The organism is Sphingomonas sp. FW306-1B-B10E (assembly GCF_058782005.1).
Genome location: NZ_JBYSXG010000010.1, coordinates 20,811 through 35,479 on the forward strand (window position 1 = coordinate 20,811; position 14,669 = coordinate 35,479).

At 66.8% G+C, this 14,669-nt stretch carries 18 protein-coding genes; 13 read left to right on the forward strand and 5 right to left on the reverse strand.

Going from position 1 to position 14,669, the window contains the following annotated elements; genetic code table 11:
- Positions 1 to 103 precede the first annotated feature (103 nt).
- Positions 104 to 328, forward strand: coding sequence for a hypothetical protein (locus tag AC3WJI_RS05885; RefSeq protein ID WP_492756323.1), 225 nt, complete (start codon positions 104 to 106; stop codon positions 326 to 328).
- A 77-nt stretch (positions 329 to 405) separates the two neighbouring features.
- Here AC3WJI_RS05885 and AC3WJI_RS05890 read toward each other — a convergent pair whose 3' ends face one another.
- A complete protein-coding gene (locus AC3WJI_RS05890) occupies positions 406 to 492 on the reverse strand; it encodes a DUF559 domain-containing protein (RefSeq protein WP_492756403.1) in 87 nt (28 codons plus the stop codon).
- 348 nt (positions 493 to 840) lie between these two features.
- Between AC3WJI_RS05890 and argS the strand changes: the two genes are divergently transcribed.
- The 8 genes from argS (at position 841) to tatC (ending at position 7,406) form a co-directional block, all read left to right on the forward strand.
- Entirely contained in the window at positions 841 to 2,565 is a 1,725-nt protein-coding gene (gene argS, locus AC3WJI_RS05895) for an arginine--tRNA ligase (protein ID WP_492756324.1), read from the forward strand.
- Positions 2,566 to 3,285: an SPOR domain-containing protein gene (locus AC3WJI_RS05900; RefSeq protein WP_492756325.1), complete on the forward strand. Its 720-nt coding sequence runs from the start codon at positions 2,566 to 2,568 to the stop codon at positions 3,283 to 3,285. It begins immediately after the preceding gene.
- A 38-nt stretch (positions 3,286 to 3,323) separates the two neighbouring features.
- Positions 3,324 to 4,331 (forward strand): beta-N-acetylhexosaminidase, encoded by a 1,008-nt coding sequence (gene nagZ / locus AC3WJI_RS05905; RefSeq protein ID WP_492756326.1) that lies wholly within the window; start codon positions 3,324 to 3,326, stop codon positions 4,329 to 4,331.
- A 145-nt stretch (positions 4,332 to 4,476) separates the two neighbouring features.
- The gene (locus AC3WJI_RS05910) at positions 4,477 to 5,214 is read left to right on the forward strand and encodes a segregation and condensation protein A (RefSeq protein ID WP_492756327.1); all 738 of its coding nucleotides are present in this window, start codon (positions 4,477 to 4,479) and stop codon (positions 5,212 to 5,214) included.
- Positions 5,211 to 5,813 (forward strand): SMC-Scp complex subunit ScpB, encoded by a 603-nt coding sequence (gene scpB, locus AC3WJI_RS05915; protein ID WP_492756328.1) that lies wholly within the window; start codon positions 5,211 to 5,213, stop codon positions 5,811 to 5,813. Before AC3WJI_RS05910 ends, scpB begins: the two co-directional genes overlap by 4 nt.
- A gap of 90 nt (positions 5,814 to 5,903) precedes the next feature.
- The gene (locus AC3WJI_RS05920; RefSeq protein WP_492756329.1) at positions 5,904 to 6,149 is read left to right on the forward strand and encodes a twin-arginine translocase TatA/TatE family subunit; all 246 of its coding nucleotides are present in this window, start codon (positions 5,904 to 5,906) and stop codon (positions 6,147 to 6,149) included.
- A 61-nt stretch (positions 6,150 to 6,210) separates the two neighbouring features.
- The gene (tatB, locus tag AC3WJI_RS05925; protein ID WP_492756330.1) at positions 6,211 to 6,642 is read left to right on the forward strand and encodes a Sec-independent protein translocase protein TatB; all 432 of its coding nucleotides are present in this window, start codon (positions 6,211 to 6,213) and stop codon (positions 6,640 to 6,642) included.
- Entirely contained in the window at positions 6,639 to 7,406 is a 768-nt protein-coding gene (gene tatC / locus AC3WJI_RS05930; RefSeq protein WP_492756331.1) for a twin-arginine translocase subunit TatC, read from the forward strand. Before tatB ends, tatC begins: the two co-directional genes overlap by 4 nt.
- A 55-nt stretch (positions 7,407 to 7,461) precedes the next feature.
- Here the strand turns inward: tatC and AC3WJI_RS05935 are convergent, their stop codons facing one another.
- The 3 genes from AC3WJI_RS05935 to AC3WJI_RS05945 form a co-directional block, all read right to left on the reverse strand.
- The gene (locus tag AC3WJI_RS05935; protein ID WP_306097181.1) at positions 7,462 to 7,596 is read right to left on the reverse strand and encodes an entericidin A/B family lipoprotein; all 135 of its coding nucleotides are present in this window, start codon (positions 7,594 to 7,596) and stop codon (positions 7,462 to 7,464) included.
- Positions 7,597 to 7,902: 306 nt separating this feature from the next.
- Complete coding sequence (locus tag AC3WJI_RS05940) at positions 7,903 to 9,471, reverse strand: sensor histidine kinase (RefSeq protein WP_492756332.1); 1,569 nt, start codon at positions 9,469 to 9,471, stop codon at positions 7,903 to 7,905.
- Positions 9,472 to 9,480: 9 nt separating this feature from the next.
- Positions 9,481 to 9,645, reverse strand: coding sequence for a NepR family anti-sigma factor (locus tag AC3WJI_RS05945; protein WP_492756333.1), 165 nt, complete (start codon positions 9,643 to 9,645; stop codon positions 9,481 to 9,483).
- Positions 9,646 to 9,921: 276 nt separating this feature from the next.
- Here AC3WJI_RS05945 and AC3WJI_RS05950 point away from each other — a divergent pair, with 276 nt between their 5' ends.
- From AC3WJI_RS05950 to AC3WJI_RS05960, 3 genes are all read left to right on the forward strand, one after another.
- Positions 9,922 to 10,722, forward strand: coding sequence for a response regulator (locus AC3WJI_RS05950; protein WP_492756334.1), 801 nt, complete (start codon positions 9,922 to 9,924; stop codon positions 10,720 to 10,722).
- Between the two features lie 62 nt (positions 10,723 to 10,784).
- On the forward strand, positions 10,785 to 10,922 hold the full coding sequence (locus AC3WJI_RS05955) for a hypothetical protein (protein WP_492756335.1): 138 nt from the start codon (positions 10,785 to 10,787) through the stop codon (positions 10,920 to 10,922).
- A gap of 91 nt (positions 10,923 to 11,013) precedes the next feature.
- On the forward strand, positions 11,014 to 11,664 hold the full coding sequence (locus tag AC3WJI_RS05960; RefSeq protein WP_492756336.1) for a sigma-70 family RNA polymerase sigma factor: 651 nt from the start codon (positions 11,014 to 11,016) through the stop codon (positions 11,662 to 11,664).
- Between the two features lie 47 nt (positions 11,665 to 11,711).
- Here the strand turns inward: AC3WJI_RS05960 and AC3WJI_RS05965 are convergent, their stop codons facing one another.
- On the reverse strand, positions 11,712 to 11,900 hold the full coding sequence (locus tag AC3WJI_RS05965) for a hypothetical protein (protein ID WP_492756337.1): 189 nt from the start codon (positions 11,898 to 11,900) through the stop codon (positions 11,712 to 11,714).
- Positions 11,901 to 11,985: 85 nt separating this feature from the next.
- On the opposite strand from AC3WJI_RS05965, the gene AC3WJI_RS05970 reads away from it, so the two are divergent.
- Positions 11,986 to 14,661 carry a bifunctional [glutamine synthetase] adenylyltransferase/[glutamine synthetase]-adenylyl-L-tyrosine phosphorylase gene (locus tag AC3WJI_RS05970; protein ID WP_492756338.1) on the forward strand — a complete coding sequence of 892 codons (2,676 nt, stop codon included), beginning with the start codon at positions 11,986 to 11,988 and terminating at the stop codon, positions 14,659 to 14,661.
- Positions 14,662 to 14,669 lie beyond the last annotated feature (8 nt).

The window sequence follows — 14,669 nt, forward strand, 5'->3', positions numbered from 1 at the left end:
CGCGCGACGCCGACTCTACAGCGACGCGACAGGCAAGCGCCAGCGAAGCGGCGCCGACGCGACGAGACCTGGCTCGGCGTGCGGACTCGGCGGATCGAACGATATGGCGCTGACGTTGCATCTATCGAACGAAAGCAGAACAAATCCTACTTTGCTAGTCGTAGGCGCGGCGGGATCGCGTGGGCTTTATCAAAATTACTGGGCCGATCAGGGGCTGCTCACGCTCCCGATCGCGGCCAGCTTTCTTAAAGCCCTCTCCCGCTTTCGCGGGAGAGGGTTGGGTGAGGTCTTCTTCTTTTGCTTCGTCAGCCCAGCCGATCCGCGTTGAGGGCTGATATGACGGCCTCCAGCGCGCCGTCGAGATTTTCCAGGACTCCTTGTTCCAGAAGCGCAGGACCCAATAGCCTAGCTCTCTAGGAAGAGCGTGTGCCGGGCGTCGACCTCGACATCATGCTGGCTGCCGTCCGCTTCAACGATGAGCTGTGTCTCCACACAGGAAGTCGACGACGAGGGGCGCCGATCACGGGTTGGAAGCGGAACTTGTGTCCGATAAGCCGCGGGTAGCGCTGCGAGCCACAGAGCAGCCGCTCGGCATCGGCCCCGTCCTTGCGGAGCTGCGACGCATGGCGTCTCGTCTGTCGGCGGACGGGCGTACGCTGGCAGGGTGAAGTAGAAGAAGGAAGACCCTCACCCAACCCTCTCCCGCGAAAGCGGGAGAGGGCTAGAAGGCAGGTCCGCCCACGGCTGCCACCGATGGGGCCTTCCCTTGCGCGCGCCACTAATTGTCCCCGGGGCCTGCATCCGCTAGAGCGCGCGCTCTCGTTCACTGTTGGAAGCCCGATGACTCTCTACGTCCGTTTTGCCGCGCATCTGGATGCCGCTCTCGACGCGCTCGTCGCCGCCGGCGACTTGCCTGCCGGGCTGGAGCGACGCGCGGTCACGGTGGAGCCGCCGCGCGATGCCAGCCATGGCGATCTCGCGACCAACGCGGCGATGGTGCTCGCCAAGCCCGCGGGGACCAATCCGCGCGCGCTGGCCGAGAAGATCGCGGCCGAACTGGAGAAGCTCGACGAAGTCTCGGCGGTGTCGGTGGCCGGGCCGGGCTTCATCAACCTGACGCTGACCGACGACACCTGGCGCGGGGAGCTGGATGCGATCCTCGAGGCCCAGGGCGACTATGGCCGCTCGGACGTAGGCGCGGGCGCGACGGTCAATGTCGAATATGTCTCGGCCAACCCCACGGGACCGATGCACATGGGGCATTGCCGGGGCGCGGTGGTCGGCGACGCGCTTGCCAGCCTGCTCGAATTTGCCGGGCACAAGGTCGTTCGCGAATATTATGTCAACGACGCGGGCGGGCAAGTCGACGTGCTCGCGCGCTCGGCGCACCTGCGCTACCGCGAGGCGCTCGGCGAGACGATCGAGATCCCCGAGGGCCTGTATCCCGGCGAGTATCTCAAGCCGGTCGGCGAGAAGCTCGCGGCTGAACATGGCGACACGTTCGTCGGCAAGCCCGAGGAAGAATGGCTCGCGCTGTTCCGCAAGCAAGCCGTCGCGTCGATGCTGGTGATGATCAAGGCCGATCTCGCCTTGCTCGGCATCCATCACGACCTGTTCTCGTCCGAGGCCGAGTTGCAGGCGGCGGGCAAGCCCGAGGCGGCCGAGGCGTGGCTGCGCGAGCGCGGCCTGGTCTATGACGGCGTGCTCGAGGCGCCCAAGGGCGAGACGCCCGAGGATTGGGAGCCGGTCGAGCTGCCGCTGTTCCGCTCGACGCAGTTCGGCGACGATCAGGACCGGCCGATCAAGAAGTCGAACGGGCAATGGACCTATTTCGGCGCCGATCTCGCTTATCACTTCCAGAAGGCGCAATCGGCCGACCAGCTGATCGACATCTGGGGCGCCGATCATGCCGGCACGGTCAAGCGGATCGTCGCGGCGGTGCAGGCGCTGACCGGCGGCAAGACGCGGTTCGACGTCAAGCTCGTCCAGATGGTGCGGCTGCTCCGCGCGGGCGAGCCGGTGAAAATGTCCAAGCGTTCGGGCAACTTCGTGACGCTTGCTGATGTCGTGAACGAGGTCGGCAAGGATGTCGTCCGCTTCACCATGCTGACGCGCAAGGCCGATGCGCAGATGGACTTCGATTTCGCCAAGGTGGTAGAAGCATCGAAGGACAATCCGGTCTTCTATGTGAACTATGCGCATGCGCGGATCGCGTCGCTCCACCGCAAGGCCGAGGAGGCGGGGATTGCGTGCGCCAGCGCCGATCTGTCCCTGCTTGATACGGAAGAGCTGGCGTTGGTGAAGCTCGCGGCGCAGTTCCCGCGCACCGTCGAGGGTGCGGCGCTGGCGCGTGAGCCGCATCGAATTGCGTTCTATCTCTATGACTTGGCAGCGGCCCTGCACGCGCTGTGGAATGTCGGCAACGACCGTCCGGAGCGCCGCTTCCTGCTCGCCGACCAGCCTGCGCTCACCTGCGCACGGCTGTTCTTGGCGCGCGGCGTGGGACAGATTATCCGTAATGGGTTGGGCCTCATGGGTGTCGAGGCCGTGCAGGAGATGCACTGAATGAACGCGCGGACCGGCGATTACGAGGAGGATCGGCTTCCCTGGCTGGAAACGGCCGAGGAGGAATATCCGCAGGACCATTCGGTCGCGCGCTTCATGCTGCTCGCCGTGCTGGCGATCGCCGTCTTGGGCTTCATCGCGGTCGGCTTCCTCTGGTACCAGCGCGCGCAGGGCGTAAGCGAAGGCAATGGCGTGCTGATCAAGGCGCCCGCCGGCGACTATAAGGTCAAGCCCGACGAGCCCGGTGGCATGAAGGCCGAAGGCGAGGGCGACAGCGTGTTCGCGACCAGCCAGGGCGCGGCGAGCAATTCGAGCATCAATGTCGGCGCGGTCGCCGAGGCGCCGGTGCAGGGAACGCGGGCCACCGCGCCGGGCGGCAACGTGCCGGGGACCAAGACGGTCAAGCTCGACATACCGAGCGCGGCGACGGCGGCGTCGACTTCGACGGTCGCAGGCGCGCGGCCCGCTGCGGCGCGTCCGGGCTCGGGCTCGCTGATCCAGCTTGGCGCCTTCCCCAACGAAGCAGGCGCGAACACCGCCTGGGCGCAACTGTCGAAGCGGTTCGGCTATCTCGCGCCGCTCGGCAAATCGGTCGAGCGCGGCGAGGCAAACGGCAAGGTCGTGTGGCGACTGCGCGTCAATGCGGGCAGCAACCCCCAGGCGCGCGAATATTGCGGGCGGCTCAAGGTTGCCGGCGAGAACTGCTTCATCGCCAATTGATCCTCCCCGCGACGGGGAGGATCGGCTAAGGCGAGCAAATGAAACCGGTAATCTTTGGCGTCTCGGGCCATGAACTCACGCCCGACGAGCGCGCCTTTTTCCGCGATGCCGATCCGCTCGGCTATATCCTGTTCAAGCGCAATTGCGGCGATCGGGCGCAGATGAAGGGGCTGACCGCCAGCCTGCGCGAACTCTCCGGCCGGGCGGACCTGCCGATCCTGATCGATCAGGAGGGCGGGCGCGTGTCGCGGATGGTGCCACCCGAATGGCCGGCGTTTCCCGCGGGGGCGGCGTTCGATGCATTGTACGAGATCGGCCCGATCTCGGCGATCGAGGCGGCGCGGGCGAATGCGCAGGCGCTGGCGATGATGCTCGCCGAGGTCGGGGTGACGGTGAATTGCGCGCCGTTGCTCGATGTCCGGCAGGCCGACGTCACGCCGGCGATCGGCGACCGCGCATTCGGCGGCGATCCGATGCGCGTCGCGGCGCTGGGACAGGCGATGCTCGAGGGGATGCGGCGCGGCGGCGTGGTCGGCGTGGTCAAGCACATGCCGGGGCATGGCCGTGCGCTGGTTGACAGCCACTATGACCTGCCGCGGGTCACTGCCGACCCCGATGCGCTGGAAGTCGATCTTGAGCCGTTCGCGCGACTACATGAAGCACCGATGGGGATGACGTGCCATGTCGTGTTCGACGCCTGGGATAGCGAGCGCCCGGCGACGCTTTCGCCCAAGGTGATCGCGGATATCATCCGCGGCCGGATCGGCTTCGACGGGCTGCTGATGACCGACGACATCGACATGAAGGCGCTGTCGGGCACCGCGGGCGAGAAGGCGTCGCAGGCGCTTGCCGCCGGCTGCGACGTGGTGCTCGATTGCTGGGCGCGGATGGACGAGATGGTCGAGATCGCCGGGCTGATCGGCGAGGCGACACCCGAATGCGTCGCGCGACTGGAGCGGGCGATGGCGACGGTCGCGGACGGTGCGGAGCCGGCGGCGTTCGATGCGCTGATCGCCAAGCGGGACGCGTTGCTGGCGTTGGTTTGAACCTGATCCTCGCCCGCCAGGGGGAGGTGTCAGCGTAGCTGACGCAGGGGGGACTCACTGCATTCGGTGATTCCTCCCCCTCCGTCGCCTTCGGCACCACCTCCCCCTTGCGGGGGAGGATCATAGGCTGCTTAACTCCCCGGCAATGAGCGACGACGCCCCTTCCGACACCCTCACGATCGACATCCATGGCTGGGAAGGGCCGCTCGACCTGCTGCTCGCGCTCGCCCGCAACCAGAAGGTCGACCTGCGCCAGATCTCGATCCTCCAACTGGTCGAGCAATATCTCTCTTATGTGAACGAGGCGCGGGCATTGCGGCTAGAGCTTGCCGCCGATTATCTGGTGATGGCGGCGTGGCTGGCCTATCTCAAATCGGCGCTGCTGTTGCCGCGCAATCCCGAGGAGTCGCCGAGTCCCGAGGAACTGGCGCTGCGGCTTCAGTTGCGACTCGAACGGCTCAACGCGATGCGCGAAGCGGGCGCGCGGCTGGTCGCGCGCGACCGGCTGGGGCGCGACGTGTTCCTGCGCGGGAACCCCGAGGGGCTCCGCGTGGTGCGCAAGGGGCGGTACGAGGCCGAGATCTATGACCTGATCGCCGCTTATGGCCGGATCAGCGCGCGGACGCGGCCGGTGATGCACGTCGTCGCGGTGCGCGACGTGATGACCCTGGAAGAGGCGATCGACCGAGTCTCGGCGCTGATCGGCGCGCGGATCGACTGGAGTACGATCGAGACCTTCCTCCCCGAAGGCGCGAGCGGGACCTATCGCAAATCGGCCCTGGCCTCTTCCTTCGTCGCGGCGCTCGAACTCGCACGGCAGGGGCGGCTCGAGCTGCGCCAGAAATCGGCATTCGCGCCGCTCTATCTCAAGGCGAGCGCATGACCCCGCAGGACGATCTCGGCCGCGCGGTCGAGGCGGTGCTGTTCGCCGCCGAGCAGCCGATGACGGTGGACGAGATTCGAGCGCATGTCGGTAGCCAGGCCGATGTCCGCGGCGCGCTGGCGGGGCTCGAATCACTCTATGCCGGGCGGGGCATCGAATTGGTCCGGCGCGGCGAGCGCTGGCACTTCCAGACCGCCGCCGATCTCGCGCACCTGCTTCGCCGCGACCGCGAGGAGGCGCGCAGGCTCAGCCGCGCGGGGATCGAGACGCTGGCGATCATCGCCTATCACGAGCCGGTCACGCGCGCCGAGATCGAGGCGATCCGCGGGGTGCAGATCTCCAAAGGCACGATCGACGTGCTGATGGAGGCCGGCTGGGTGCGCCCCGCCGGCCGCCGTGAAGTTCCCGGCCGTCCGCTAACCTATGCCACCACGGCCGGGTTCCTCAGCCAGTTCGGGCTGGCCAGCCGCCGCGACTTGCCGGGAATCGACGATCTCAAGGCGGCGGGGCTGCTCGACCCGGTCGACCTCGCCTTCGAGGCGGCGTTCGAGGACGAGGCGAGCGAGGGGGCGAGCGAAACTGTCACGGAAGGTGAATAGGGCTCGCCAACCGATTCGTCCGGGCGCGGTGCTAGCCGTTGCCCCCGGCGCGTGCCGCGCCTAGATAGACCCCGATAGAGGAGAGTTCCCATGGGTAGCATGAGCCTGATGCACTGGCTGATCGTCGGTGTGCTGGTCATTTTGTTGTTCGGCGGCAGCCGTTTCTCCAACATGATGGGAGACGTTGCCAAGGGCATCAAGCAGTTCAAGAAGGGCATGGCCGAGGACGACGACGATGCGAAGCCGGTCCCGCCGACGCGCATCGAGGGCAAGCCTGCGCCGACGCCCGATGCCAGCTTCCACACCGAAGCCGAGCGCACCCGCGAAGAGCGCTGAGCTCTTTTCTCTCCCAATCTGATTCGCGCCTCGCTTCGGGGCGCCCCCGAGGCAGTGCCGAATGTTAGACGTAGCGCCGACCGAGTTGCTGCTTGTGGCCGTGGTGGCGCTGCTGGTGATCGGACCCAAGGACCTGCCGCGGGCGATGCGCTTCGTCGGCAAATGGGTGGGCAAGGCGCGCGGCGTGGCGCGCCAGTTCCGCTCGGGCTTCGATGCGATGGTCCGCGAGTCCGAACTGGCCGAGATGGAGAAGCAATGGGCGGCGGAGAATGAGCGCATCATGCGCGAGCATCCGCCGACGCCTTCGCTTCCCGCACCGGAGCCCGAAGCATTCGTCGAGCATGCGCCGGCCGAGCCGGTCGACGCGGATCCGGTGATGGTCGAGCAGCCGGCGCTGTTCGCAGAGCCGGCAGAGGCGGCCGAGGCGCCTGCCCCGAAACCGAAGCGCGTGCGCAAGCCCAAGCCCGCCACCCCCGACGAGCCGCAATCGTGAACGAGATCGACGATACCCAGGCGCCCTTGCTCGACCATCTGATCGAGCTCCGCCGCCGCCTGCTCTGGTCGCTCGCGGCCTTGGTGATCGCGTTCGGCGGCTGCCTCTACTTCGCGCGCGGCATTCTCGGCTTCCTGGTGGCGCCGCTCAAGGCAGCGGGGCAGGTGACGATCATCAACACCGCGGTGACCGGCGGCTTCATCGTCGAGATCAAGGTGGCATTCTTCGCCGCGCTGATGATCGCGTTTCCGGTGATCGCCAACCAATTGTGGCAGTTCGTCGCGCCGGGGCTGTACCGCAAGGAGAAGCGCGCGCTGCTGCCGTTCCTGCTGGCGACGCCGGTGCTGTTCCTCGCCGGCGCGTGCATGGCCTATTTCGTCGCGATTCCCGTTGCGCTCAAATTCCTGCTCGGCTTCCAGGGCGAGCTGGGCGGCGGCGTCCAGCAACAGGCGCTGCCCGAAGTGAACGAATATCTGAAGTTCGTGATGCAGTTCATCTTCGGCTTCGGCCTGTCGTTCCTGCTGCCGGTGCTGCTGATGCTGCTCGAACATGCCGGGATCGTTACCTACGAACAGCTCAAGGGCGCCTGGCGCTACGCCGTGGTCGGCGCGTTCGCGATTTCGGCGGTGCTGACCCCGCCCGATGTCGGCTCGCAATTGCTGCTCGCGGTGCCGCTTGTCGGGCTCTATTTCCTCGCGCTGATCGCGATCTGGTTTACCCGACGGCGGCGCGAGCGCACGGCAGAGGCCGAGCCGGTATCCTGATACGAAAAAGCCCCTCCGCTACGGGAGGGGCTTTCGTGAAAACCGAATGACGCGATTACTTGGCGTCGTCGGCCGTCTTGGCGACGGTGTCGCCGGCCGAGGAAACGTCGCGGCCGACGCCTTCGACGGTGTTGCAGGCCGAAACCAGGATCGCACCGGCAAGGGCGGCACAGGTCAAAATCTTGCGCATAGAAACTCTCCAGCTTGTGGGCGGGGAAGAAATGCCCGGACAGCCGAAATCGTTCCGCGACAGGCACGAAACCGCCTGCGGCCATTAGGAAGATTTCGATGTCGGGAGAAAGTGTTAGGCCCGGAAGCGTCACCGGGGGGGGGAGGGTTGACGCTTCCGGGCCCATGTCTTGGATAGCGAGAGCGGGGGGGCAAAAGGTCACTATCCGAAGTGTAGAACGTGCATCACGGGGGCGGGTTCCGGGTCGTTCGAACTTTTTTCGAAAAAAGTTTCCGGCCCCCGGATCGGGGACGGACATCGTCGAGTTCAGGGGCGCCCGGTAATCGCGATCGATGCCTCATAGGCGCCGACCAGCGGATCGTGATGCAGCCGGGTGCGCAACTGGCGCGCGAGCCCGGCGATGACCCGGCCGTAGCGGTTCTCGAGCAGCGCTTCGAGTTCGGCGCTTTCGACCAGCGCGGGCGAATTGACGCGCAGCACGGCGCGATCGGGTTCCTCGGCGCCCTTGATAGAAATGCGGACCTGCGCCGCAGGATTGCGGTTGACCGCCAGCTCGATGATCTCGGTGAGCAGGAAGGCGACCGCGATCGCGACGTCCTGATTGGCGAGGAGCGGCTCGATCTCGAGAGTGATGCCCAGCCCCGAAGCGCTGTCCGGTGCGGTCGCACGGATATTGGCGGCGAGCTCGCCGATGATCGAGCGCAGGTCCAGTCCGCGATTTTCCTCAAGCTCGGCATAATGGTGGCGATGGACCACCGCCAGCGCGTCGACGCGGCGCTGGATCGAGGCATAGGCCTCGGTCGCCTCGACGCTCTTCGCGCCGCGGGCGTGGAAATTGATCAGGCTCGAGATGACCTGGAGGTTGTTCTTGACCCGGTGATGCACTTCGCGCGTCAGCTTGGTCTGGCGCACGAGGCCGTCGGCGAGATCGCTCTCGTGGAGCTGCACCGTTCGAGTGATCTGCTGGAAGGTCTCGCCCAATTCGCGGATTTCCTGTGCCGGAGCCGCGCCCAAGGGTTTCATGTCGAGGACTTCGCCTGGCTGGTAGCGTCCGACGCTGGCACGCAAGCGACGCAGAGGGCGGATCAAGAGGATATTCACCACGAACCAGCCGATCGCCGCGGCGGCAATCCACATCAGCACGAGCAGCACCGTCGCTATGATCAGCGGTGACGTGATCGGCGCGCCGGGCACCACCATTTCGAGCGCGAGCCGATCGAGCGAAAGATCGCTGCGCGCGGTCTCGCGACGGCCGAGCGGTCCGGCGGTGCCGAGGTCGCGCAGGACCAGCCGTTCGCGGTCGCGGATCAGTGCCGCGCCATAATCGGGAACGAAGCCGCTCGGCCGCGCCAGCGCCGACAGCACCGATACAGGATACCAGGCGGTCGCGGTCATCCCGCCATTGCCGCCGATGCGGATCGCGAGGCCGTCGACGAGCAGCGCCGCGCGCGTCTCGCCCGAGCGCAGCGCGGGGGCGGCGGGGAGAACGAAGCGCTGGCCGCACAATACGCGGCCCTGGGCGTCGGCGAGCGCGAAGCGGACCCCGCCATGCGCGGCGAGGCTTCCGGCGAGCCGCATGCAGCTGCCCGCATCGCCGCGATCGCGTTCCAGCGCGGCGAGCGCCTCGGCCATCTGGCTGGCTTCGTTGGTGAGCACGTTCTCGACCATCCCCGAGCTTTCGTCGGCGATCGCGTTGAGGCGCGCGCGTGCCTCGGTGTCGGCGGTGCGCGTGGTCTGGATGGTGGTGAAAAGAGCGATCAGCGCGAGGGGGAGCAATGCGCCGACGAGGATCAGGAAAACCTTTGCGCCGGTCGGCATACGCGCCAGCGCCGCCGCAGGGCCCTTGGCGCGCGGCTCCAGATCCGGACTATTCATGGGGTATGGCTAGTCGAGCTTCTTCAGCAGGTCGAGCAGATCGTCGGGCACCGTTTCGCGCACGGCGTCATCATATGCCTGACGAAGCGCATCCCCAACATTGCGGCTGGGTTTGCTGCTTTCCGACCCGCTTGGCTTGAGCGGCTTCTTTGTTTCACTTTTAGCGGAACGCACCAATTCCCCCCGTGAGGACCCGATTTGTCCGGGACCCGGACTGTGAAATACGCATGAGCACCCGGTGCCCGATTAACGTCATGACGCCAGAGCGCAAGCGCCCCCGTGGAGACACCCGCTCCACACGGTCTGGACGATGAAACCAAATAGCGCGTCGATTGTTCCACAGCCGATGCGAAATCGGGGGAGGGGCTCCTTCGGCAGCAGAAACGATTGCAATGCAGGCGTCGGGGCGCGAGAAAGCGGCCCGCGCACTCGATGGAGAAAAATTCCCTTATGTCGCTTGGACAGCAACTCGCGCCGCACCTTCCTTTGCTTCGGCGCTATGCGCGCGCGCTCACCGGCAGCCAGGCCGAGGGCGACCGTTACGTACGTGCGGCGCTCGAGGCGATCGTCGCCGCACCCGACCAGTTTCCGCGTGAAGTCGATCCGCGGTTGGGCCTGTATCGTACCTTCCAGGCGATCTGGCAGTCGACCCATCTCGAGGAAGAGGATTTCGTCGACGACGGCTCGAACGAAGCGGAATCGATCGCGCGCAAGCGGCTCGCCCGCCTCACTCCGTTGTCGCGCCAGGCGCTGCTGCTGACGACGGTCGAGGGCTTCAGCATCGAGGATGCCGGCTATCTGATCGAGGAGGATCCCGCGCAGGTCTCGTCGCTCGTCGCCGAGGCGGTCGCCGAGATCGAGCGCCAGACGCGCACCCGCGTGATGATCATCGAGGATGAGCCGCTGATCGCGATGGACCTCGAGCAGATCGTCCGCGATCTGGGCCATGAAGTCACCGGCGTCGCGGTTACCCGCGACGAGGCGGTCGCACTGGCGATGGAGGACCGTCCGGGCCTGGTGCTCGCCGACATCCAGCTCGCCGACGACAGCTCGGGCATCGATGCGGTCAAGGACATCCTTGCCGAGTTCAGCGTGCCGGTGATCTTCATCACGGCGTTCCCCGAGCGGCTGCTCACCGGCGAGCGGCCCGAGCCGACCTTCCTGATCACCAAGCCGTTCCAGCGCGAAACGGTGAAGACCACGATCAGCCAGGCGCTGTTCTTCGATCAGGCCACCGTGCCCGCGGCCTGAAAAATTCCGGCGCGGGTTCCAGATGATACGGACCCAAAACGGTTTTGACGGGTTTAGGAAACATGGCTGAGAACAACGACCCCATCCATGTCTCCACCGATCGCGCCCGCGCCGGCTCCACGCCGCATATGACGCGCTACGTATTGGGCTTCGGCCTGGTATTGGTGATCATCGCCTTTGCCATCATCGTCTGGTCCTGAACCAGGCGCTGCGAAAATGCTGGCAATCGCGCAGACCGCGCCTATCTCCAATCCAGGCCGCAATCCGGCACGTGCAATTGAACGGGATCGAATGACTGAGACCGACCTGCCCGACGATCACGAGGGCGCGGCAGCCGAGCCGCCGCGTGAGCATGTCGCGCTCTCCGATCCCGAGTTCAAGAAACAGCTCGCGACGGTGATCCCGCATCTGCGCGCGTTCGGCCGCTCGCTTTCGGGCAGCCGCGATCTCGCCGATGATCTGGTGCAGGAGACACTGCTCAAGGCCTGGGCGGCGCGCCAGCGCTTCCAGGCGGGCACCAACATGCGCGCCTGGACCTTCATCATCCTGCGTAACCTCTATCTCAGCCAGATGCGCCGCGCGCGCTTCAAGGGCGAGTGGGACGACCTCGTCGCCGACCGCCTGCTCGCGGCGCCGGCCAGCCAGGATCGCCATGTCGAATTGAACGACATGCAGCGCGCATTGCTCCATCTGCCGCAGCCGCAGCGCGAGGCGCTGATCCTGGTCGGTGCCGGCGGCTTCGCTTACGAGGAGGCGGCGGAGATCTGCAATGTTGCGGTCGGCACGATCAAAAGCCGGGTCGCGCGCGGACGTGTCGCGCTCGAAAATCTGCTCACCGAGGGGCAATTGCCGTCGCGGCGCGAGAGTCTGCCCAATCCCGGCGGCAAGAGCGCGCTCGACACGATCATGGGCGAAGTCGACGATCTCAGCCGCGAGCGATAGGCTCGCGGCGCAAGGTCGTTGGCTAGGCGAGAGTGTTGCGCCCTTGCTTAGCAGTTTCCCGAGAAATCGTGGCGGTTGAGCCGCTGGAGCAGCGCAGCCATGTCCTCAGGCAGTGCGGCCTCGCGCTCGAACGCATCGCGCAGCGAGACGGCGATAGCGTCGCTGGCGCGCGGCGGCTCAACGCTATAAGCGAAAAGCTGGGCCTCGGGGGCAGGAAGGGATGCCGTGCGGTTCACGAGACAAAAACGTCCTTACTTCACATTTGTTGCTTGACATTGTGAAATCTGTTGTTCCTGCCGCGTATCGACAAGGGGTTGACGCGTGAATTCGGCGGATTTGCAGAGCGCGATCGATCGTGCGCGAGCGCATGCGCCGTTCCTTGCGATGCTGCTCGATCGCGAGCCGCAGCTGGTCGATAGCCTAGAGTCGGCACTCGGCGATCCTCTTGGGGCGGCACGTGATTTCGAGGGAGAAATGCCCCAAGCGCGTCGGTTGCGGATCGAGCGGCGGCGGCTGGCACTGCTCGTCGCGCTTGGCGATTTGTCCGGGCTGTTCGATCTCACTCGCGTCACCACGCTGCTAAGCGACTTTGCCGACGATGCGCTGGGCCGCGCCATCCGTACCGCGATCCGCGAACGTACCCCCGAAGCCGAGCCGCAGGGCTTCGCGGCGATCGCCTTGGGCAAGCAGGGCAGCCGCGAACTCAATTATTCGTCGGACATCGACCCGATCCTGATCTTCGATCCGACGATCCTGCCGTGCCGTCCGCGCGAGGTTCCGGAAGAGGCCGCGGTGCGGATCGGACGGCGCGTGATCGAACTGCTCCAGGCGCGCGAGGCCGATGGCTATGTGATGCGGGTCGATCTCCGCCTGCGGCCATCGCCCGAAGTGACGCCGATCGCGCTACCGGTCGAGGCGGCGATTTCCTATTACGAGTCGCAGGCCCTTCCCTGGGAGCGCGCGGCGTTCATCCGGGCGCGCGCATGCGCAGGGGATCTTGCGCTGGGCAATAGCTTCCTCGCGGCGATCCGGCCGTTCGTATGGCGGCGGGCGGTCGACTACGGAACGATCCGCGAGATCCGCGACATCTCGCGCCGGATCCGCGACCATTATTCGCAAGCGCAGGCATTCGGCCCGGGCTTCGATCTCAAGCGCGGCCGCGGCGGCATCCGCGAGATCGAATTCTTCGCGCAGATCCACCAGCTGATTCATGGCGGGCGCGATCCGGCGCTGCGCGTGCCCGCGACGCGCGACGCGCTGGCGGCGCTCGCCGCGGATGGGCGGATCGATGCCGAGGACGCCGCGGCGCTGTCTGCGGCGTACACCGAGTTTCGCACGATCGAGCACCGGCTGCAGATGGTCGACGATCTCCAGACGCATACGCTGCCTTCGGGCCGCGAAGCGCTCGACAATGTCGCTGCGCTGCATGGGCTGGCGAGTGGATCGGCGCTGATCGAACAACTGCGGCCGCATGTCGAGCGCGTGGGGACGGTCTACGATGCGCTGGCCGGCGAGGAGGAGCCGCGCTTGCCCTCTGATCACGAGAGGCTCGAAGCAAGGCTCGGCGCGGCGGGGTTCGATAACCCTGCGGGCGCGTTACGAATCGTCGAGGGCTGGCGGGGTGGCGGCTATCCGGCACTGCGCACCCCTCAGGCGCGCGAGGCGCTCGAGGCGCTGCTGCCCGGCCTGATCGACGCCTTCGCACAGGCGCCTGACAGCACGCACGCGATCACGCGTTTCGACGCGATGCTCTCGCGGCTGCCGAGCGCGATCAACTTCTTCCGTCTGCTCGAGGCGCAGCCGGGGCTCCGCCAGCTGATGAGCGCGATCCTGTGTCACGCGCCGACCCTGGCCGAGCAACTGGCGCGCCGCGCCGAATTGCTCGACGGCCTGATCGACGCCAGCGCGCTCGAGCCGGTCGCCGAAATCCCCGAGCTGATCGCCGAGATGGCGGCACGCGAGCGCGGCGCGGACTATCAATGGCAGCTCGAACATGTCCGGCGACTGGTCGGCGAGAAACGGTTCGCGCTCGGCGCGCAGATCGTGGCTGGGGCAAGCGATCCGCTGGACGTCGCGTACGGCTATGCGCGCATCGCCGAGGCAGCGATCGAAGTGCTCGCCGCGGCGACCGTGGCGGAGTTCGAGCGCGCGCATGGCCGCGTGCCGGATAGCGAGTTGGTGATCCTCGCGCTGGGGCGGATGGGCGGGCAGGCGCTCACCCACGCCTCGGATCTCGACCTGATCTATCTATTCACCGGCGACTATGCCGCCGAGTCCGACGGCGCCAAACCGCTCGGCGCGGTGACTTATTACAACCGCCTGGCGCAGCGTGTGACCGGCGCGCTGAGCGTCGCGACCGCGGCGGGGCCGCTCTACGAAGTCGATACCCGGCTGCGGCCGTCGGGTGCGCAGGGGCCGCTGTCGGTGTCGCTCGACGCCTTCGCGCGCTACCAGCGCGAGGACGCCTGGACCTGGGAGCATATGGCGCTGACGCGGGCGCGGCCGATATTCGGATCGGCGGCGGCGCGCGCGGCAGTGCAGGGAATCGTCGACGACGTGCTGGGCGGCGCCCGGCCCGAGCGCGACATTGTCGCCGACGCGGCGAAGATGCGTGACGAGATGGCGGCGCACAAGCCGCCAGCGGGGCCGCTCGACGCCAAGCTGCTGCCCGGCGGGCTGGTCGATCTCGAATTCGCCGTTCACGTGCTCCAGCTGCGGCGCCGCACGGGATTCGCGCCGCAATTGCGCACCGCGATCGGGCTGCTGGTCGGGGAGGGGCTGCTGCCCGCGACGATGCTCGGCGCCTATGACCTGCTCTCGCGGCTGCTGGTGACCTTGCGGCTGGTCGCGCCCGATGCGCAGCCCCCTGGGGAGACGACGCAGGCGCTGATCGCGCGCGCGGTCGGCCTCGGGTCGTGGGAGGCAGTGGTTGCCTCGTTCGAACAGACCCGGCAGGAGGTGCGCGATTGCTGGGCGGACATCCGCGCCGGCGGCTGACGGAGAGC